Raw genomic sequence first — 20659 nt, forward strand, 5'->3', positions numbered from 1 at the left:
CCTGGGGCCGTGCGGGATGTTTGAAACAGGGAGCAGAAACAGGGGGCAAATGTTACACGGCAATCGCTGTTTCTGACCGTGCGGATAACTTTTTCTGACGAAACCATCGCCCTCTGACTGTTTCAGAGTTGCGCCGTCCGCAAAAAGTTCGACGGGGTTGTCCTGCACGGCCGGGCGCTGTACCGCGACAGCGGGGCCTGACTGTATGGGTCTGGCGGCGCGTGGGCTGTGATAAAAATGGCCTTCTCGTTTCTGGAGTGCCGTCATGGATCTCGCCACCCTCGCCCTGTTTCTCCCGGCCTGCTTTGCCCTGAACATGGCCCCCGGCCCGAATAACCTGCTGTCGGTGAGCAACGCTACCCGCTACGGTTTTCGCCGCGCCTGCACGGCGGGCATCGGGCGTATTCTGGCGTTTGCCGGGATGATCGCGCTGGCCGGCGCCGGTCTGTCGGTGGTGTTGCAGACGTCGGAATGGCTGTTCCATGCGATCAAGATCATTGGCGCGGCGTACCTGCTGTATCTGGCCTGGCAGTTGTGGCGGGCCAATCCGCAAGCCGAGGAGCACGTGACGGGTGCAACCGTTGGCTTCTTCGCCCTGGCGCGACAGGAATTTCTGGTCGCGGCCGGCAATCCGAAAGCGATTCTGCTGTTCACCGCTTTTCTGCCGCAGTTTGTCGATCCGGCCCGCCCGGTGCCGGCACAATTCGCGGTACTGGGTGTGCTGTTCCTGCTGCTGGAATGGATCGCCATCAGCGCTTATGCGTGGATGGGCCTGCACATGCGCCGCTGGTTCGCCGAGCCGCGCGGCAAGCGGATATTCAATCGTTGCTGCGCGGGGCTGCTGTCGGCGGCGGCTTCGGTATTGTTGATGGCCAAACGCGCCTGAGGTCTACGCCTCGGACGGCCCTTTGAGTTCGACCTGATTGCCGTCCGGGTCGAAGCAATAGAGGGACAAACCCTTGCCCTCGGCGCCGAAGCGCGACTCGGCTTTGGCAACGCTCAGACCAAAAGACTGCAAATGTGCGCTCAGCAGCGCTTCATCGAAGGGCTCGATGCGCAGACAGAAGTGATCGACGTTGCGCCGCTCGGCACCGGCCGCCCCGCCGCCCTTGCGGCCGAGTTCGCCTTGCAGGTCGACGAGATCGATCATCGAGCTGCCCGCGCGCAGATGGATCAACCCCAGCGGTTCGTTGCGCCTGACCACCTCGGCGCCGAACACCTGGCCGTAGAAGTCGATGCTGCGCTGCAGGTCTTGCACGCGCAGGACAATGTGATCAATACGCTGAATGGAAAACGGATGCATAAACCCGATACCTCACAATCTCTGTAGGAGCTGCCGCAGGCTGCGATCTTTCGACTTTGATTTATACAAACAAGATCAAAAGATCGCAGCCTTCGGCAGCTCCTACACGGTAGTTCAGGGGTAATGGAAATTCACTGTCGATTTTTCGGTGGAGCCATCGAGAATCTGCTTTTACAGTCATGCCATGAACATACAAACCGCTGTCTTGCCGCCCCACGCCGAGATGGTTCGCGCCATGCTCGAACGCGACACTGCCTATGAAGGCGTGTTCTTCACGGCCGTGAAAACCACCGGGATCTTCTGTCGCCCCAGTTGCACGGCGCGCAAACCGAAACCGGAGAACGTCGAGTTCTTCGCGCACGCCGATGAATGCCTGACCGCCGGTTATCGCGCCTGCCTGCGCTGCAAGCCACTGGACGCTGCGGCCATCGCCCCGGATTGGGTGCAGCGCCTGCTCAAGGCTGTGGACGCTGACCCGGAGCTGCGCTGGAGCGATGCACAACTGCTCGCCGCAGGCATCGAGCCGCTGAAGCTGCGGCGTTGGTTCAAGCAGCATTTCGGCATGACTTTCCACGCTTGGCTACGTACCCGGCGGTTGGGCATGGCGCTGGGCGGGATCAAGCAAGGCACCTCGATCGATCATGCCGCGTTCGACTCGGGGTATGAGTCCCTCAGCGGTTTTCGTGACGCCTTTCAGAAGTCGTTCCACATCACACCTGGCCGCGTCGAACAGAGCGAGCCGCTGCTGTTCACCCGGCTGACCACGCCGCTGGGGCCGATGATCGCCATGGCCGAACGCCGTGGATTGGTGTTGCTGGAGTTTCTTGATCGGCCGGCGCTGACCGGCGAAGTTGAAGCATTGCAGAACCGCTATGGCTACGCGGTCGCGCCAGGGCATAACGCACACCTGCAGCAAATCGAAGAGGAACTGAAGGCCTACTTCGCCGGCACGCTGAACGTATTCACGGTGCCGTTGCATTTGCCCGGCAGCGAATTTTCCCGGCAGGTCTGGGCAGCGCTGCTGCAAATCCCTTACGGTCACACCAGCACTTACGGCGCCATCGCGGCGGCGTTGGGCAAACCCGGCGCGAGTCGGGCGGTCGGGCTGGCCAACGGGCACAATCGGCTGTCGATTGTCGTGCCGTGTCATCGGGTGATTGGCGCGGACGGCGCGCTGACCGGCTATGGTGGAGGACAACCGCGCAAGGCATTCTTGCTGAGGCTGGAAAACGCCGCACTGCAGCTCACTCAACCATTGGCTTTCTGACGATTTTTGCCCCATCAACAACAAGGAATTTCGATGAGCACGCTCGACACTCGCTTTCACCAGTTGCACCAGCAAGGCCTGTTGATCCTGACCAACGTCGCCGACGCCACTGGCGCGCGACTGGTCGAACAGCTCGGTGGTCAGGCCGTCGCCACCAGCAGCGCGGCCGTGGCCTGGGCCCACGGTTACCCGGACGGCAACACGCTGCCCCTCGAACGGCTGGTGTCGACGGTGGAATCCATCACCCGGGTCATCAGCGTGCCGCTGACCGTCGACGTCGAGGCCGGTTATTCCGATGACCTCGGGCGGGTCGCCGAAGTGCTCGATGCGGTCATTGCCGCGGGCGCGGTCGGCGTCAATATCGAAGACGGCGCGCAAACGCCGGAGCTGCTCGCGCGCAAGATCGAAGTGGCGCGGCAAGTCGCCGACAAACGCGCGGTCAAACTGTTCATCAACGCGCGCACCGATGTCTATCTGAAAAGCCTGGTGCCGGCTGAAGACCGCGTCGCCGAAACCCTGCGCCGTGCCGCGCTGTATCAGGCCGCCGGTGCCGATGGCTTGTTCGCCGCCGGGGTCACCTCGGGCTACGAAATCGAAGCGATCTGCAAAGGCACGACGCTGCCGGTCAACGTGCTCGGCTTCGCCTGCCTGCCCTCGCCCGCCGAACTGCAAGCCTTGGGTGTGCGCCGCCTGAGCGCCGGCTCCGGCATCGCCGAGTTCCTCTACGGCGCGATGGGCGGGCTGGTGAAAAGCTTCCTCGCCAGCGGCAAACTCGATACCCATGACCTCAAGGCCTTCACCTACGGCGAAGTCAATGGCTTGCTGAAATAGCATGCCCGACGCCTATCAAGCGGCCAGCGCATACCTCGCCAGCCTCGACTCCGACTGGCAGCGGCACATTGCCGCTGTCGGCCCGTGCCTGCATCAACCGCACCCGGCGCGCGATCCGTACGAGTCGCTGGTGCGGGCGATTGCCTATCAGCAACTGCATGCCAAGGCCGGTGATGCGATTGTCGGGCGGCTGGTGGGGCTGTTTCCGTCGCAGTCATTTCCCCGCCCGGAACAAATCCTCGCGACCGACTTTGAGCGAATGCGCAGTTGCGGGTTTTCAGCAGGCAAGATTGCCACGATTCAAGGGATCGCCCAGGCAACGCTCGACGGCGTGGTGCCGGATTACGCCACGGCATTGGCGATGGACGATGAAGTGCTGATCGAGCGCTTGATCAGCCTGCGCGGGGTCGGCCGCTGGACGGTGGAGATGCTGCTGATTTACAGCCTGGAGCGCATGGATATCCTGCCGGCCGATGACTTTGGCGTGCGTGAGGGTTATCCGCGGCTGAAGGGGCTGGAGGTGCAGCGGACGCGCAAGCAGATGATCGAGATCGGGTTGAAATGGAGCCCGTTCAGAACCGTCGCCGCCTGGTACCTTTGGCGCGTTGCCAAGACTTAGACCGCGTTATCGTTGATCGCTGGCAAGCCAGCTCCCACAGGTTTTTTGCTACACCGAACCCTGTAGGAGTGAGCCTGCTCGCGATGAGGCCAGTCCAGTCAACATCCCCATCGACTGAACCACCGCCATCGCGAGCAGGCTCACTCCTACAGAGTTCAGGGGTGGGTCAGATGGCACCGATTCACCTGTGCTGAAAACCCAAACATGTAGGAGCTGCCGCAGGCTGCGATCTTTTGATTTTTGATTTTTAGAACAAGATCAAAAGATCGCAGCCTGCGGCAGCTCCTACGGGTGGAATGGGGCTTAGAGACCGGATTTGAGGCGGCTGAAGGCGCGGATCAGCGCGCGATTGAAGGCTTTGCCGTTGTCGTTTTTGCTGTACAGCGTGGCCCTGACGTCGGCCGAGGGGTAGGTGCCCGGATCATTGCGGATCGCCGCATCGACCAGACCGTCCGCCGCCGTGATCGCATTGGCGTAGTGAATGGTGTCGGTGATCGGCGCCATGACTTCCGGCGTCATCAAGTAATCCATCAGCGCCAGCCCGGCCTGCGGGTGCGGGGCGTCCTTGGGAATGACCATCGCGTCAAACCAGATCAACGTGCCCTCTTTCGGAATCCGGTAACTGAGTTTGAACGGTTTGTTCGCTGCCTCTGCCTGCCCTGCCGCAATCGCCACGTTGCCGTTCCACGACATCGCCACGCAGGTATTGCCGTTGGCCAGATCGCTGATGTTCAGGTCATTGTCGAAGTAGCGAATGTACGGACGGATTTTCGCCAGTTGCTGCTCGGCGAGTTTCAGGTCGTCGAGGTTTTGCCGGTTGATGTCCAGGCCCATGTACTTCATGACCGCAGCGAACACCTCGTTCGGATCATTGAGCAGGCTCACCCCGCAATCAGCGAATTTCGACACCACCGCTGGATCGAACAACATCGCCCAGCTGTCCTTTGGCGCATCGGGCAAACGCTTTTTGACAGCCTCTTCCTGATAGCCCACGCCCGTGGTGCCCCACGCGTAGATCCCGGCGTAACGATTGCCCGGATCGAACGCCGCCATGTGCTGACGGAATTCCTCACCGACGCCGGCAAAGTGCGGCACCCGCGCCTTGTCCAGCGGCTGAATCGCGCCGCTTTCGATGGCCCGCGACAGGTGCTGGCCTGCGGTCAGCACCAGATCGTAGCCACTGCGCCCGGTGAGCAGTTTGGTCTCGACGGTTTCCAGTGAATCGAAATGATCGGCAACCACATGAATGCCGGTTTTCGCCTCGAAGTTCTTCAAGGTTTCCGGGGCCAGGTACTCGCCCCAGATGTACAAGTTGACCACCGGTTTCGCGGTGTCGGCGGCCTGCACACACAAGGGTGCAAGCACCAGCAATAACGCTTGAGTCAGTTTGTGCAGGCGCATGGTCATGCTCCCTTCTTGTGGACAGGCGTGCCGGCGTATTGCGGCATGGTGATGCACGCGACATTACCGCCGCCGAGGAGAATTTCCCGGGAGTTTTCGATGCCGACGATCTTGTGTTGCGGGAACAGTTCGGCCAGCGTCGCCAGGGCTACCCGATCCTGACGATCGCCAAACAGCGGCACCACGATCGAGCTGTTGCCGGCGTAGTAGTTGATGTACGACGCGCAGATTTTCGTGCCGGCCTGACGGGTGTGGGTGCTGTCCTGCTGGTCGAGGCCTTCGGCTTCCTCGGCGGTCCATTCGAGCACGTCCGGTTGCGGCAGTTTATGCACAGTCAACTCGCGCCCACGGCTGTCGCGGGTGCTGCGCAGAATGTCGTAGGCCTCTTGATAGATTTCCCACTGTGGATCGTCGCGGTTGTCGGTCCATTGCAGCACCACTTCGCCGGGACGGACGAAACAGGCGAGGTCGTCGACGTGTCCATCGGTTTCATCGAACTTGCAGCCGCGCGGCAGCCAGATGACTTTTTCGGCGCCGAGATAATCGGTGAGCCGCCGGGTGACTTCGTCCTTGCCCAGGTGCTGGTTGCGGTTGCGGTTGAGCAGGCATTGTTCGGTGGTGAGGATGCTGCCCTGACCGTCGCTCTGAATGCCGCCAAGTTCGGCAATCAACGGTGCGCGGTAGCGGTCGAAGCGCTCGATTTCGAGGATCTTGCTGGCAATCTGGTCGTCCTTGTCCCACGGGTAGTAGAGGCCGCCGTCAAGACCACCATAGGCGTTGAACTCGAAGTCGACGCCGCGCACTTCGCCGCTCTGGTCGTTGACCACGAAGCACGGGCCGCTGTCGCGGAACCAAGTATCGTTGCAGGTCATTTCCACGACGCGCACTTGCGGTGGCAACTGGCGGCGAGCGGTGGCGAATTGCGCGGCCGAGGCGCAGACGGTGACCGGTTCGCTGTGGGAGATGGCGGTGACAATCTGCACCCAGACTTTCTGCGCCGGCTTGGCGCCGTTGCGCCAGACGTCGGTGCGTTCCGGCCAGCCGAGCCAGCAGCCGGACTTGCTTTCGAATTCGCCGGGCAGACGGAAGCCGTCGTGTTTAGGGGTGGAGTCGAGCAAACGTGCCATGGTCAAACCTCGTCTTCGCGATGGGAATGACCACAAGGTACGGGCGTTGGCGGCGGGCTCGCCAACGATGAATATTGCGGAACAGTTGAATTCAACTCATCAATCAGCCAGCTGATCGTTGAACCACTCAAGCATCTGCGCCACCGCCGGACGCTCCATACGCACCCGTTCGCAGACCAGCGCATATTGGCCGAGCGCAGTCATGCTCCAGGAGAACGGCCGTACCAGCCGACCACTCTGCAAGTCTTCCTGCGCCGTGAGGTTGTCGCCCATCGCCACGCCCTGCCCTTGCGCCGCCGCTTCCAGCGCCAGACCTGCATGGGCGAAATACAACTGACGCTGCGGGCGTTGATCGCCGGCGTGACTGGTCAGCCAGGCGGTCCAGGTCTTGCCGTCCTGGTCGTCGTGCAGCAAGCAGTGGCGGGCCAGATCCTTCGGGGTTTTCAATGTGCCCTGGTTGAACAGGCCGGGGCTGCACACCGGGAAGAACTGCAGCGCCGGCAAGGGCCGCACGAAATAAGCGCTGCTGTCGGCCGGGCCGGTGCCGTAGGTGATCGCCAGGTCGATGTCTTCGCCGGGGGCGCTGGCGTCGATCGGTTGTTCGTAGAGGTGCAAGGTGATGTGCGGGTAGCGCGCGTAGAAATCGCTGAGACGACTCATCAGCCATTTCTGCGCCAGCTCAGCGGTGACGGCCAGGCGCAATACCGCCAGCGAGGACGGATCGCGCAGTTCATCGCAGGCATCGCCGATCAGTTCGAAGGCTTGCTGCAGACTCTGCATCAGGCGCCCGGCGGCGATGGTCGGGCGAATCTGCCGGCCTTCGCGGATGAACAGCGAGACGCCGAGCTGCTCTTCGAGCTGGCGGATCTGGTGGCTGACGGCGCTGTCGGTGACGCACAGTTCAGCGGCGGCCCGCCCGAAGTGCGCGTGACGGGCGGCGCATTCGAAAGTGCGCAGGGCGGCCAGTGAGGGAAGTCGTCGCATGAATTTTGAGCCCCTTTTTGCCGACCATGCTGACCGTCGCGCCTGAGCGAGTCCAGTAGGAGCTGCCGCAGGCTGCGATCTTTTGATGTGGTTTTTGAACAACAAGATCAAAAGATCGCAGCCTGCGGCAGCTCCTACAAGGATTAATGTCGTCCACAACACTTAACCCTGTGAGAGCTGGCTTGCCAGCGATGGCGTCTGCACTTACACCGCACATCTTCTAGGCTGAACCGAACCCATCCAGCCCACCGGAGGCCCACCATGCACCTTGAAGGCTCCTGCCACTGCGGCGCTGTCACTTTCAGCCTCATCAGCGCCCATCCCTACCCTTATCAACGTTGCTACTGCTCGATCTGCCGCAAGACCCAGGGCGGTGGCGGCTACGCGATCAACCTGGGCGGCGACGCGACCTCGCTCAAGGTTCACGGCCGCAAAAACATCGCCATCTACCACGCGAAGATGAAAGACGAAGGCGACAAGCGTGCCCATCGCAGCAGCGCCGAACGGCATTTCTGCTCATTGTGCGGCAGCGGTCTGTGGCTGTTCAGCCCGCAGTGGCCGGAGCTGATCCATCCATTTGCCTCAGCCATCGATACGCCGCTGCCCGTGCCACCGGAGCACACGCACCTGATGCTCGGCTCGAAAGCTCCGTGGGTTGAGGTCGACGCCAAAGCCAAGGACAAACAATTCGACGTCTACCCCGAAGAATCCCTCGCCCAGTGGCACGAACGCCTCGGCATCAGCACCTGATAAACACCCCAATGTAGGAACTGCCGAAGGCTGCGATCTGTTGATCTTGTTTTTAAAAACCAACGTCAAAAGATCGCAGCCTGCGGCAGCTCCTACAGGGGGGATGTGGGGATTTTTGCCGGGGCAGTTCCCTTTTGTGTTTTTCGTTCGGTTAACCCTCAGAAGCACTTCAACGACCGATCGATTTGATGCAAAGGGATCTCCATGCCGTACGTCCGTTTTCGTTTTGCCTTGTGCCCGTTGGCGCTGGCGCTGCTGAGCCTTAATGCCCAAGCCGCTGAAACCGCCGCCCTGCAACTGGGCGCCACCAATATTTCTGCCGAAGGCCTCGGCGCCACCACCGAAGACACTCACGCCTACACCACTGGCAGCATGTCCTCGGCCACCGGCCTGCCGTTGTCGATTCGCGAAACGCCGCAATCGGTCACCGTGATAACCCGCCAGCAAATGGACGATCGCGGCGTGCAAAGCGTCGGCGATGCGCTGCGCAACACGCCCGGTGTTTCGACGCAGAAATACGACAGCGACCGCAGCGAATTTTCCGCGCGGGGCCTGGCGATCACCAACTTCCAGTACGACGGCATCAACATCCCGTACGACGGTGTTTACGGCGAGAACCCGAACAACGGTGACGACGCCGCGAGCATCGACCGCGTCGAAATCATCAAGGGCGCGACCGGGCTGATGACCGGTAATGGCGACCCGTCCGCCACGGTCAACCTGATCCGCAAGAAGCCGACCAAGCAATTCAAGGCCTCGATCAGCGGCACCGTCGGCTCGTGGGATGCCTACCGCACTGTCGGCGACATCTCCGGTTCGCTGACCGATTCGGGCAATGTGCGCGGGCGTTTCGTCGGCGCTTACTCGGACAAGAATTCCTACCTCGATCACTACAGCCAGAAGAAAGACCTGTTCTACGGCATCCTCGAAGCCGACCTGACCGACGATACCCTGCTGACCTTCGGCATCGACAAGTCCAGCACCACCCCACGCGGCACCTCCTGGACCGGCAACCCGGTGTACTTCAGCGACGGTGGCCGCACAGACTTTGCGCGCCACTTCAACTCCGGTGCCGACTGGAGCCGTCGCGATTTCGACAACATCACCTACTTCGCCTCGCTCGAACAGGCGCTGGCCAATGACTGGAAATTCAAGGTCAGCGTCGACCAGAAAACCACCGACCACGACACTCGCCTGGCGTCGGCGAGCGGCGGCAACCCGGATCGCGCCACGGGTGAAGGGATGTTCCTGTACTGGGGCCGCTGGGAAGGCCATCGCGTGCAGAACACGGCTGACGTCAACGTCTCCGGTCCATTCTCCCTCGGCGGTCGCGAACATGAACTGGTGGCCGGCGTGATGACCGCGCACTCGCGCCAGACCGGTTCGACCTACGACACCAGCGCCTTTTCGCAAGTACCGGGGAGCATCTATGACTGGCGCGGCGATCTGCCAAAACAGGATTTCCCGAAGAACGGCAAGTACGAGCGCACGCAGAGCCAGAACGGCATTTACCTGGCCACGCGCCTGCACCCGACCGATGATTTGTCGGTGATCCTCGGCAGCCGCTTGAGCACCTTCAAATACAACGAAGACTACGGCTACAACCCGGGCGCCGGGCTCGACGACACCCACGCCAGCTACAAGGAACACGGCGTGGTCACGCCCTACGCCGGGGTGGTTTATGACCTCGATGACACCTACTCGCTGTACGCCAGTTACACCAGCATCTACCAACCGCAAACCTATAAGGACAGCAACGGTTCGACCCTCGCGCCGGTCGAGGGCGACAGCTATGAGGCCGGCCTTAAAGCCGCGTACTTCGACGGTCGCCTGAACGCCAGCCTGGCGTTCTTCCGCATCGAACAGGACGGCGTTGCCGAGTCGATCGGCACCAATGCGGTGACCAACGAAGGCATTTACAAAGCCATCGACGGCGCCACCACCAAAGGCGTGGAACTGGAACTGGCCGGCGAACTGGCCGACGGCTGGAACGTCTCCGCCGGCTACACCTACGCACGCAGCCGCGATGCCGACGAGCAGCGCATCTACGGTTATCCGCTGTCGACCACCAAGCCGGAACACGTGGTGCGCACTTTCACCACCTACCGTTTGCCCGGCGTGCTCGACAAAGTCACCGTCGGTGGCGGTGTGAGCTGGCAAAGCGCGTTCTACGGCAAGATCTACAGTGCGCCGGCCGGCGATTACACGCGCATCAAGCAAGGTGGCTACACCCTTGTCGACCTGATGAGCCGTTACCAGTACAACGAGCATTTGAGCTTTACGGTCAACGCCAACAACGTGTTCGACAAGCGCTACCTGACAGGGCTGGGCAACTTCGACACGACGTTCTACGGCGAGCCGCGCAATGTGATGCTGACGACCAAGTGGGATTTCTGATCTTCAGCTGATTTTTTGCTGCCTGTGCTGGCCTCATCGCTGGCAAGCCAGGCTCCCACAAGGTCTTGCGGCGTTGCCGATACAGTGGCAACACCGACCAACCCTGTGGGAGCTAGCCTGCCAGCGATGGCGGTGGGTCAGTCACAAAATACCGAGCGGACCGGCCCCATCGCTGGCAAGCCAGGCTCCCACAAGGTCTTGCGGCGTTGCCGATACAGTGACAACACCGACCAACCCTGTGGGAGCTGGCTTGCCAGCGATGGCGGTGGAGCAGTCACAAAATACCGAGCGGACCGGCCTCATCGCTGGCAAGCCAGGCTCACACAAGGTCTTGCGGCGTTGCCGATACAGTGGCAACACCCACCAACCCTGTGGGAGCTGGCTTGCCAGCGATGGCGGTGGGGCAGTCACAAAATACCGAGCGGACCGGCCTCATCGCTGGCAAGCCAGGCTCCCACAAGGTCTTGCGGAGTTGCCAATACAGTGGCAACACCGACCAACCCTGTGGGAGCTAGCCTGCTGGCGATGGGGCCAGCACGGGCAACATCATTCAATCCAGATGCGCCCAGCTCATCCGAAACGACGCCCCGCCCCACTCCGATTCGCCGACTTCAACCTGCCCGCCATGGGACTGCGACACCCGCCGCACCAGCGCCAGGCCCAACCCAAACCCGCCGGTACGCCGATCTCGGCTGGCATCCAGCCGAGAAAATGGCTCGAAAATCTTCTCCCGCCCGTCCAGCGGCACACCCGGGCCATCGTCGTTGACCCGCACTTCGTAATAATCGCCGTGGCGCACCAGGGTCACTTCAACCCGCTGCTCGGCATAACGAATGGCGTTGCGCAGCAGATTGATCACCGCCCGCGCCATGAACCGCGGTTCGATGCGCACGGTGTCGAGCCGGCAATCGCCAATCAGCAACTGCACCCCCGCCGCTTCCGCTTCCAGGGCCACGCTGCCGACGACGCTGTCGAGCCAGTTGGCGGCCTGAATGTTCTCGCGTTTGATCACCGTCGCGCCGCGCTCAAGGCTGGCGTAGGTCAGCAGTTCGGAAACCATCTCCTCCAGCTCGCCGAGGTCGGCGTACATGTCGGCGATCAGTTCGCGGTTCTGGCTGGCGTCCGGTTGTTGCTTGAGTTGATCAAGTTCGAATGACAACCGCGCAATCGGCGTGCGCAATTCGTGGGACACGGCGTTGGTCAGCTCGCGCTGATTGGCGATCAGTCCCTCGATGCGTGCGGCCATCAAGTTGAAGTGCTCCGCCAGATCGCGGATGTTCGAGCGTTTCGACAATTGAATACGCGACGACAAGTCGTTGCCGCCGAAACGCTCGGCGGCCAGCCGCAGCTTTTCCAGGTCACGCCAGTGCGGGCGCACCCAGAAAAACAGGACGATACCGATCACCACGGCAATCATCAGGTACGCCGCGACGATGTAGAAAGGCATCAGGCTCGGTTCGGCGGGCAGGCGAATACTCAGCAACTGCGCGCCGCCATCGATCGCGGAAATGTATTGGCTGTATTTGTCGCGGATGACCAGCAAGCCATCGGCCAGCTCGGTTTTTTCCTCGTCGGTCAGGTTCAGTTGGCCGGCATCGACCAGCGTCAGCCCCAGCCCGTAGTGCGGGCGTATCGATTGCAGCTGGTTTTCCCGGGCCGGGCCATCGAGTTCACGTAACTGCTGAGTGAGCGTCCAGGCCTGACCGCGCACGGCTTCACGGTTGTAGTCGCGTTGCTGATAATCGAGCAGCGCATCGAACGTGTGTTCAACCGTCTGCAACGCCAACACCAGCCCCACCGTCATGACCAGAAACAGCCCGAAAAATAACCGCAGCATCTACAGCTCCCACGCGAACGGATTGAACAGATACCCCTTGCCCCACACAGTCTTGATGCACACCGGTTCGCGGGGGTTGTCCTTGAGCTTGTTGCGCAACTTGCTGATGTACACGTCGACGCTGCGGTTAAGGCCATCGAAGGCAATGCCGCGCATGCGATTGAGGATGTCATCGCGCGAAAGAATCTTGCCGGCGGCACTGGCCAGCAACCAGAGCAGTTCGAATTCCATGGTGGTCATTTCGATGATCTCGCCGGCCAGGCGCACTTCGCGACAACTGCGGTCGATGCTCAACCGGCCGAACTCCATGGCGCTGACCACGCTGCTGTCCGGCACCTGACGTCGCTGCAAGGCACGCAACCTGGCCAGCAGAACCGGCGGCTTGATCGGTTTGATCACATAGTCGTCGGCTCCCGATTCAAGCCCGAGGATGTGATCGAGGTCGTCTTCCTTGGCCGTCAGAATCACGATCGGCGTGTCCGACACGCTGCGAATCTCGCGGCACACCTGCAGACCGCTCTGCCCCGGCAGCATCAGGTCGAGCACCACCACTTTCGGCTTGAATTCAAGAAACGCGGCCACGGCCAGATCGCCGCGATGCACCGAGCGGACTTCGTAGCCATGTTGTTCGAGGAAGTGCGCGATCAGCGCCGCGAGGCGCTCGTCGTCTTCCACCAGCAGGACTTTGCCAAAACCCAGGTTATCCATAACGACCGTGTGCCAACCCATGTGTGAAAGGGTCGACATTATGGCGGCATTCGTGGGTGGAAGCCGGTTATCGGTGATGTTTCATACTCTTAAGAGTTTTTAACAATCACACGCAAAAGATCGCAGCCTCCGGCAGCTCCTACATTTGGAATGCGTTTCCCCGTAGGAGCTGCCGAAGGCTGCGATCTTTTGACGTTGTTTTTTCGAACAGGGCTATGCCGCGACAGGCACACCGCTGTGAAACCGGAATTCTTCGTCCGGCGACTCAATCAGCTCTTGCTCGGCAGCACGAACCCGCACGATCACTTGCTCAACGTCCTTGGCCTCGCCGTACTGATAGGCCAGCTTCAGGTATCCCTGAAAATGCCGTGCCTCGCTTTTCAGCAGGCCAAAGTAAAACTTGCCGAGTTCTTCGTCCAGATGCGGCACCAGCGCTTCGAACCGCTCGCAACTGCGTGCTTCGATAAACGCCCCCACCACCAGCGTATCCACCAGTTTCACCGGCTCATGGCTACGCACCACCTTGCGCAGGCTCGACGCATAACGGCCGGCGTGCAACTGGCGCAGCTCGATCTTGCGGCGTTTCATCAGGCGCATGACCTGTTCGTGGTGTACCAGTTCTTCCCGTGCCAGACGCGACATCATGTTGATCAGGTCGACGTGGGAATGGTACTTGGCTATCAGGCTCAGCGCGGTGCTGGCAGCCTTGAACTCGCAGTTCTTGTGGTCGATCAGCAGGGTTTCCTGATCGGCCAGGGCGGCCTGGACCCAGGCGTCTGGCGTGCGGCAGCCAAGGAATTCGTGGATTTCGGGAAGGATCATGGGGCTCACGGTAAAGGTGTTCGAGCGAAGGGCGCCGATTATACCGGCCTGCCCGCAGACCACCAGCCGCCCGCGTTGATATGCATCAAGTCACGGGCGCATGAGCAGCAACTATAGTTGTGCAACGCCGTGCCTTTTCTTTGCTGGAGACTCCGCTCATGCAAGCCATTCGCAGCATTCTGGTGGTCATCGAACCCGAACATTCGGAAAGCCTGGCGCTCAAGCGCGCCAAGTTGATCGCGGGTGTGACCCAGGCCCATCTGCACCTGCTGGTGTGCGACAGAAAGCACGACCACGCCGGAATGCTCGGCGTGCTCAAGGCCGCGCTGCTGGCCGACGGTTACAGCGTCACCACCGAGCAGGCGTGGAACGAAAGCCTGCATGAAACCATCATCGATGTGCAGCAGGCCGAGGGCTGCGGGCTGGTGATCAAGCAGCACTTCCCCGACAGCTCGCTGAAAAAGGCCCTGCTGACCCCGGCAGACTGGAAACTGCTGCGCCACTGCCCGACCCCGGTGCTGCTAGTGAAAACCGCCAGTTCGTGGAAGGACAAAGTGATTCTGGCGGCGGTGGATGTCGGCAATGTCGATGGCGAACACCGGCATTTGCACACAACGATCATTGATCATGGCTACGACATTGCCAGTCTGGCCAAAGCGCACCTGCATGTGATCGCAGCGCATCCCTCACCGATGTTGTCAGCGGCGGACCCGACGCTGCAACTGAGCGAAACCATCGAGGCGCGCTATCGCGAACAATGCCGGGCGTTTCAGGCGGAATTTGATGTCGACGATGAACATCTGCACATTGAGGAAGGGCCGGCGGATGTGTTGATTCCGTTCATGGCGCACAAGCTGCAGGCGGCGGTGACGGTGATTGGCACGGTGGCGCGGACCGGTTTGTCAGGGGCGCTGATCGGCAATACCGCGGAAGTGGTGCTGGATGCGCTGGAAAGCGACGTGCTGGTGCTCAAGCCGCAGGAGGTTGAGGATCATTTGGTGGAATTGGCGGTGAAACATTAAAGATCGCAGCCTTCGGCAGCTCCTACAGGTAGAACGCATTCCCATGTAGGAGCTGCGGCACGCTGCGATCTTTTGACCTTCAGGCGCCAAAGGCGTCTTTAAGGAAACCGGGGGCGATGTAGCGCTGATAATGCGCTTCCGACAGCAGGAAGAATTCCCGATCAATGGCGTCACGCAATTCCGGCAGATTCCAGTCGCGAAACTCCGGCAGCAACACCATGCCGTACGCTTCCAGATTAATGATCACCCGCGCCCCCCGCGCAATCAGCTGATACGCCCAGCAATATTCCGACTGATGCGGCACGAAGCGGATCTTGCGCTGTTCGAGCTGCTCGCGCAGACGCGCCGAATCAAAAATCTCGACCTTGCCCGCCATCACTTGTGACAGCAATTGTTCCAGACGCAACCACACCGCGCGTTTTTCCTCCTCGTTGTAACCATTCCAATGGATCACTTCGTGATGGAAACGCTTGCAGCCACGGCACACCAGATCACCGTAAACAGTGGAGCAGAGGCCGACGCAGGGGGTCTTGATGGTCTGATTGGGCATAAGATAGGCAAAGGCACTGAAACGCGGAACAGGTCGGCATGTTAGCCCTTTGTCTAACATTCATCACCCCTCAAACTTCAGGGACGAACTTACGTTTAATTTTTTTTTGCCGTAGAATCAGCCAGCCTTTTAAGGCGCCAATGTCCGTTAGAAGCTGTTTTCAAAGCGTCACGAGCACAGTCGTTCCTTCAGAGCGGTGTTGGCGAGGGGTTTTTCCAGCGGGGAAAAGCCCAACGCCAACCCTCATCAGCTCCCCGTTCTGCAGGCGTAAAACTTTGAAAGCAGCTTCTGTAAGGAATTGCCGGTAATTCTGGCCGAACGACCCACAACGTCGTGAGGAGCATGAGTACGGCAATTTCGGGATGAGCGTCCCGGACACCCATTTGGGACCACTGATGAGGGTAATAACTGTGCTTGAAGCCTACCGCAAACATATCGAAGAGCGTGCAGCCCTGGGTATCGTTCCCCAGCCGCTTAACGCCGAACAAACAGCAGGCCTGGTCGAGCTGCTGAAAAACCCTCCGGCTGGCGAAGAAGAATTCCTCGTTGACCTGATCACCAATCGCATTCCACCAGGCGTGGACGAAGCGGCCTATGTAAAAGCCGGCTTCCTGTCTGCACTGGCCAAGGGCGAAGTTTCCTCCCCGCTGCTGGACAAAAAACGCGCTGTAGAACTGCTCGGCACCATGCAGGGCGGCTACAACATCGTGACTCTGGTTGACCTGCTGGACGACGCCGAGCTGGCGCCAGTCGCTGCCGCGCAACTCAAGCACACCCTGCTGATGTTCGACGCGTTCCACGACGTCGCGGAAAAAGCCAAGAACGGCAACGTTCACGCTAAAGCCGTGCTGCAATCCTGGGCTGACGGCGAGTGGTTCAAAAACCGTCCGACCCTGGCCGACAAGATCAGCCTGCGCGTATTCAAGGTGACCGGCGAAACCAACACCGACGACCTGTCCCCTGCTCCTGATGCCTGGTCGCGTCCAGACATCCCGCTGCACGCCCTGGCCATGCTGAAAATGGCTCGCGACGGCATCGTTCCTGATCAGCAGGGCGCCATCGGCCCGATGAAGCAGATCGAAGAAATGCGCGGTCAAGGCTTCCCGATCGCCTACGTCGGTGACGTGGTCGGTACCGGTTCCTCGCGTAAATCCGCGACCAACTCGGTGCTGTGGTTCTTCGGTGACGACGTTCCTTACGTGCCGAACAAGCGCGCTGGCGGTTTCTGCTTCGGCAGCAAAATCGCTCCGATCTTCTACAACACCATGGAAGATGCCGGCGCACTGCCAATCGAGTTTGACGTTTCCAACATGAACATGGGCGACGTGATCGACCTGTACCCGCATGCTGGCAAAGTCTGCAAACACGGCACCGACGAAGTCCTGACCACCTTCGAAATGAAGACCCCGGTACTGTTGGACGAAGTCCGTGCCGGCGGCCGTATCCCGCTGATCATCGGCCGCGGCCTGACCGAGAAGGCTCGCGCCGAACTGGGTCTGCCTGCGTTCGACCTGTTCAAGAAGCCTGATGCACCGATCGAAAGCACCAAGGGTTACACCCTGGCGCAGAAAATGGTCGGCAAGGCGTGCGGTCTGGCAGAAGGCAAAGGCATCCGTCCTGGCACCTACTGCGAACCGAAAATGACCACCGTGGGTTCTCAGGACACCACCGGTCCAATGACCCGTGACGAACTGAAAGACCTCGCGTGCCTGGGCTTCTCGGCTGATCTGGTGATGCAGTCCTTCTGCCACACCGCGGCTTATCCAAAGCCGATCGACGTGACCACCCACCACACCCTGCCTGACTTCATCATGACCCGCGGCGGCGTTTCCCTGCGTCCGGGCGACGGCATCATCCACTCGTGGCTGAACCGCATGCTGCTGCCGGACACCGTCGGTACCGGTGGTGACTCGCACACCCGTTTCCCGATGGGCATTTCGTTCCCGGCCGGTTCCGGTCTGGTTGCGTTTGCTGCGGCCACCGGCGTTATGCCGCTGGACATGCCGGAATCGATCCTGGTGCGCTTCAAAGGCAAAATGAAACCTGGCATCACCCTGCGTGACTTGGTTCATGCGATTCCTTACTTCGCCATCCAGAACGGTCTGCTGACCGTCGAGAAGAAAGGCAAGAAAAACGCCTTCTCCGGCCGCATCCTGGAAATCGAAGGTCTGGAAGGTCTGACCCTGGAGCAGGCGTTCGAACTGTCCGACGCCTCGGCCGAACGTTCGGCTGCCGGTTGCACCATCAAGCTGTCGAAAGAGTCGATCACCGAGTACCTGAACTCCAACATCACCCTGCTGCGCTGGATGATCGGCGAAGGCTACGGCGATGCACGTACCCTGGAACGTCGTGCTCAAGCGATGGAAGCCTGGGTTGCCAACCCGGAACTGATGGAAGCCGATGCCGACGCCGAATACGCCGAAGTCATCGAAATCGATCTGGCCGACATCAGCGAGCCGGTACTGTGCGCGCCGAACGACCCGGACGACGCCCGTCTGCTCTCCAGCGTTGCTGGCGAGAAGATCGACGAAGTGTTCATCGGTTCGTGCATGACCAACATCGGTCACTTCCGCGCTGCCGGTAAACTGCTGGATCAGGTCAAGGGTCAGCTGCCAACCCGTCTGTGGCTGTCGCCGCCGACCAAGATGGACGCTCACCAACTGACCGAAGAAGGCTACTACGGCATCTACGGCAAGGCTGGCGCACGCATGGAAATGCCAGGCTGCTCGCTGTGCATGGGTAACCAGGCACGTGTAGAGCCGAACGCGACCGTGGTCTCCACTTCCACCCGTAACTTCCCGAACCGTCTGGGCGACGGCGCGAACGTCTACCTGGCTTCGGCCGAGCTGGCGTCCGTGGCTTCGATCCTGGGTCGCCTGCCGACCGTCGAGGAGTACATGGAATACGCTGGCAAGATCGACAGCATGGCGGCCGATATCTACCGCTACCTGTCCTTCGACCAGATCGCCGAGTTCCGTGAAGCTGCTGCGAACGCCAACATTCCGGTCGTTCAAGCCTAACGTTACAACGCACTGAAAAACGCCGCCCATCGCAAGATGAGCGGCGTTTTTTTTATGCCCGCACAACCCACCGATGCAGGAACAGAGCTTGCTCTCGATGGCGTCGTATCAGCCAACATATTCGTTCAATGGTTAACCGCTTTCGCGAGCAAGTTTTGCTCCAACAGATTTACAGGGGGTCAGAAGAGTTCGTTGAACGGGATAAAGCGCAGCGGTTCGCCGAGCGTGTGCGTGCTGTTCTCAGGAATCTCCACCAGACCATCAGCCCACGTGGCGCCAAGCAATACGCCCGAACTCTGATTCGGATAAAGCACAGCAGCCCCCGCTTCCAGGCGTGCTCGCAGGTATTCGCGGCGGCTGCCCGGTTTCGCCCAGTCGAAGCCCGCCTTCACCGTGAAGCTCAGCGGCATCACCTCCTCGACCCCTTGAATCCTCAGCAGATACGGCCTGGCCAGCAAACCGAACGTCACCAGCGCCGAGGTCGGATTACCCGGCAGACCGATCACCGGCACCGTGCCGAAATGCCCCACTGTCAGCGGCTTGCCGGGCTTGATCGCGAGTTTCCACAGTAGCGGCTTACCGTTGTCGCGCAGCACCTGACCCAGGCAATCGGCATCGCCGGCAGACACTCCGCCCGTGGTCAGAATCAGGTCAGCGCCAACTTGCAACTGCTCAAGCTTGAGCCGCGTCTGTGCCGGACGATCCGGCAGGATGCCGCCATCGATCACCTCGCAGCCCAGTTCACGCAGCCAGTGCGCGAGCAACACACGATTGCTGTTGTAGATGCTCCCGGGACGCAGTGGCAGCCCCGGCTCGACCAGTTCGTCACCCGTCGACAACAACGCCACGCGTGGCCGACGCACAACGTGAACTTGCGCCACGCCCTGCCCCGCTGCCACTGCCAGTTCGAACGGCCCAAGACGTTTGCCGGCGCGCAGCAGAATGTCGCCAACGCGATTCTCCTGACCTTGTGCGCGAATATTCTGGCCAACCTTCAGCGGCTGCAAAAACCGCACACGGCCATCTTCCAGCACCTCAACGTTTTCCTGCATTTCCACACAGTTGGCACCCGGCGGCAGCGGTGCCCCGGTGAAGATCCGCGCACAACTGCCCGGCAACAAGGCATCCGGCGCCAGACCGGCGTACACCCGTTGCGACACGGCCAACGGCTGACGGTGCAGATCCGCGAGGTTCAAGGCGTAACCGTCCATGGCACTGTTCGGCCAGGGCGGCAGATCCAGCGTCGCCACCAGATCACTGGCCAGCACCCGACCATGCGCGTCATCGAGCGAGCGCATTTCGCTATCCACCAGCGGCTGCTCATTGGCCATGGCCAGCAGTTGGTCGAGGGCTTCCTCGACCGGCATCAACGGTGCCCGACTCATCCGCGGGTTCCGCAGGCTTGTACCGATTTGAGGTGCGGGACGAAGTTGCACGGGCGGTGACGGTTGTCGAGTTGCTCAGCCAGAATGCCTTCCCACGCCGTGCGGCAGGCGCCGGTCGAGCCCGGCAGGCAACACACCAGCGTGCCGTTGGACAGCCCGGCCAGGGCGCGGCTTTGCACGGTGGAGGTGCCGATATCGAGAATCGAAATTGCGCGGAACAGTTCGCCAAACCCGTCGATTTTCTTGTCCAGCAAACAGGCCACCGCTTCCGGCGTGCTGTCGCGTCCGGTGAAGCCGGTGCCGCCAGTGATCAGCACCACCTGAATGCTGTCGTCGGCGATCCAGTGCGCGACCTGAGCGCGAATCTTGTACAAATCATCCTTGAGCAGATTACGTTCGCTCAACGTGTGACCGGCTTCCAGTAAGCGGCTGACCAGCAACTGGCCCGAGGTGTCGCTGGCGTAATCGCGGGTATCGCTGACCGTCAGCACGGCAATGTTCAGGGGGACAAACAGGGCATCCGATTTCGCGCTCATGGGAATTCTCCGGCAGCAATTAATCCAATTGCCGACAAGCCTAAGTGCCTCTTCTTAGTACTGTCTAATCACTCTGGCCAACCGGACTATCGAGCGCCTC

The 20659-nt window shown here is 60.7% G+C and carries 18 protein-coding genes; 8 read left to right on the forward strand and 10 right to left on the reverse strand.

What is annotated here, in order from left to right; translation table 11 throughout:
• Positions 1–265: 265 nt before the first annotated feature.
• Entirely contained in the window at positions 266–886 is a 621-nt protein-coding gene (locus ACQ4MY_RS19610; RefSeq protein ID WP_440096189.1) for a LysE family translocator, read from the forward strand.
• Between the two features lie 3 nt (positions 887–889).
• On the opposite strand, the gene ACQ4MY_RS19615 is transcribed toward ACQ4MY_RS19610, so the two are convergent.
• Positions 890–1303: a VOC family protein gene (locus ACQ4MY_RS19615; protein WP_008088990.1), complete on the reverse strand. Its 414-nt coding sequence runs from the start codon at positions 1301–1303 to the stop codon at positions 890–892.
• A 184-nt stretch (positions 1304–1487) separates the two neighbouring features.
• Between ACQ4MY_RS19615 and ACQ4MY_RS19620 the strand changes: the two genes are divergently transcribed.
• The 3 genes from ACQ4MY_RS19620 to ACQ4MY_RS19630 are packed head-to-tail and all read left to right on the forward strand — an operon-like array spanning position 1488 to position 4020.
• Positions 1488–2570 (forward strand): bifunctional transcriptional activator/DNA repair enzyme AdaA, encoded by a 1083-nt coding sequence (locus ACQ4MY_RS19620; protein WP_440096190.1) that lies wholly within the window; start codon positions 1488–1490, stop codon positions 2568–2570.
• Positions 2571–2603: 33 nt separating this feature from the next.
• On the forward strand, positions 2604–3401 hold the full coding sequence (locus ACQ4MY_RS19625; protein ID WP_440096191.1) for an isocitrate lyase/PEP mutase family protein: 798 nt from the start codon (positions 2604–2606) through the stop codon (positions 3399–3401).
• Position 3402: 1 nt separating this feature from the next.
• On the forward strand, positions 3403–4020 hold the full coding sequence (locus tag ACQ4MY_RS19630; protein WP_440096192.1) for a DNA-3-methyladenine glycosylase family protein: 618 nt from the start codon (positions 3403–3405) through the stop codon (positions 4018–4020).
• 303 nt (positions 4021–4323) lie between these two features.
• On the opposite strand, the gene ACQ4MY_RS19635 is transcribed toward ACQ4MY_RS19630, so the two are convergent.
• From ACQ4MY_RS19635 to ACQ4MY_RS19645, 3 genes are all read right to left on the reverse strand, one after another.
• The gene (locus ACQ4MY_RS19635) at positions 4324–5421 is read right to left on the reverse strand and encodes an extracellular solute-binding protein (protein WP_440096193.1); all 1098 of its coding nucleotides are present in this window, start codon (positions 5419–5421) and stop codon (positions 4324–4326) included.
• A 2-nt stretch (positions 5422–5423) separates the two neighbouring features.
• Positions 5424–6548 carry an agmatine deiminase gene (gene aguA, locus ACQ4MY_RS19640; protein WP_440096194.1) on the reverse strand — a complete coding sequence of 375 codons (1125 nt, stop codon included), beginning with the start codon at positions 6546–6548 and terminating at the stop codon, positions 5424–5426.
• Positions 6549–6647: 99 nt separating this feature from the next.
• Complete coding sequence (locus ACQ4MY_RS19645; protein ID WP_008084211.1) at positions 6648–7532, reverse strand: LysR substrate-binding domain-containing protein; 885 nt, start codon at positions 7530–7532, stop codon at positions 6648–6650.
• Between the two features lie 261 nt (positions 7533–7793).
• On the opposite strand from ACQ4MY_RS19645, the gene ACQ4MY_RS19650 reads away from it, so the two are divergent.
• Both ACQ4MY_RS19650 and ACQ4MY_RS19655 read left to right on the forward strand, forming a co-directional pair.
• Positions 7794–8282 (forward strand): GFA family protein, encoded by a 489-nt coding sequence (locus tag ACQ4MY_RS19650; RefSeq protein WP_440096195.1) that lies wholly within the window; start codon positions 7794–7796, stop codon positions 8280–8282.
• A 204-nt stretch (positions 8283–8486) separates the two neighbouring features.
• A complete protein-coding gene (locus ACQ4MY_RS19655) occupies positions 8487–10679 on the forward strand; it encodes a TonB-dependent siderophore receptor (RefSeq protein ID WP_440096196.1) in 2193 nt (730 codons plus the stop codon).
• 550 nt (positions 10680–11229) lie between these two features.
• Here the strand turns inward: ACQ4MY_RS19655 and ACQ4MY_RS19660 are convergent.
• From ACQ4MY_RS19660 to ACQ4MY_RS19670, 3 genes are all read right to left on the reverse strand, one after another.
• The gene (locus tag ACQ4MY_RS19660; RefSeq protein ID WP_440096197.1) at positions 11230–12516 is read right to left on the reverse strand and encodes an ATP-binding protein; all 1287 of its coding nucleotides are present in this window, start codon (positions 12514–12516) and stop codon (positions 11230–11232) included.
• Entirely contained in the window at positions 12517–13224 is a 708-nt protein-coding gene (locus tag ACQ4MY_RS19665) for a response regulator (RefSeq protein WP_122660760.1), read from the reverse strand.
• A gap of 213 nt (positions 13225–13437) precedes the next feature.
• Positions 13438–14046 carry a tRNA-(ms[2]io[6]A)-hydroxylase gene (locus ACQ4MY_RS19670; RefSeq protein ID WP_008084220.1) on the reverse strand — a complete coding sequence of 203 codons (609 nt, stop codon included), beginning with the start codon at positions 14044–14046 and terminating at the stop codon, positions 13438–13440.
• A gap of 158 nt (positions 14047–14204) precedes the next feature.
• Here ACQ4MY_RS19670 and ACQ4MY_RS19675 point away from each other — a divergent pair, with 158 nt between their 5' ends.
• Positions 14205–15068 (forward strand): universal stress protein, encoded by an 864-nt coding sequence (locus tag ACQ4MY_RS19675; RefSeq protein ID WP_158831882.1) that lies wholly within the window; start codon positions 14205–14207, stop codon positions 15066–15068.
• A 79-nt stretch (positions 15069–15147) separates the two neighbouring features.
• Here ACQ4MY_RS19675 and ACQ4MY_RS19680 read toward each other — a convergent pair whose 3' ends face one another.
• On the reverse strand, positions 15148–15618 hold the full coding sequence (locus ACQ4MY_RS19680) for a DUF1289 domain-containing protein (RefSeq protein ID WP_038366489.1): 471 nt from the start codon (positions 15616–15618) through the stop codon (positions 15148–15150).
• 410 nt (positions 15619–16028) lie between these two features.
• Between ACQ4MY_RS19680 and acnB the strand changes: the two genes are divergently transcribed.
• Entirely contained in the window at positions 16029–18638 is a 2610-nt protein-coding gene (gene acnB, locus ACQ4MY_RS19685) for a bifunctional aconitate hydratase 2/2-methylisocitrate dehydratase (protein ID WP_440096246.1), read from the forward strand.
• A gap of 179 nt (positions 18639–18817) precedes the next feature.
• On the opposite strand, the gene ACQ4MY_RS19690 is transcribed toward acnB, so the two are convergent.
• Together ACQ4MY_RS19690 and moaB are read right to left on the reverse strand one after the other, a co-directional pair.
• Complete coding sequence (locus ACQ4MY_RS19690) at positions 18818–20023, reverse strand: molybdopterin molybdotransferase MoeA (protein WP_008086938.1); 1206 nt, start codon at positions 20021–20023, stop codon at positions 18818–18820.
• Positions 20020–20559: a molybdenum cofactor biosynthesis protein B gene (gene moaB, locus ACQ4MY_RS19695; protein ID WP_008086942.1), complete on the reverse strand. Its 540-nt coding sequence runs from the start codon at positions 20557–20559 to the stop codon at positions 20020–20022. Before moaB ends, ACQ4MY_RS19690 begins: the two co-directional genes overlap by 4 nt.
• Between the last annotated feature and the right edge of the window lie 100 nt (positions 20560–20659).

Source organism: Pseudomonas sp. SM4, assembly GCF_051913165.1.
Lineage (GTDB): Bacteria > Pseudomonadota > Gammaproteobacteria > Pseudomonadales > Pseudomonadaceae > Aquipseudomonas.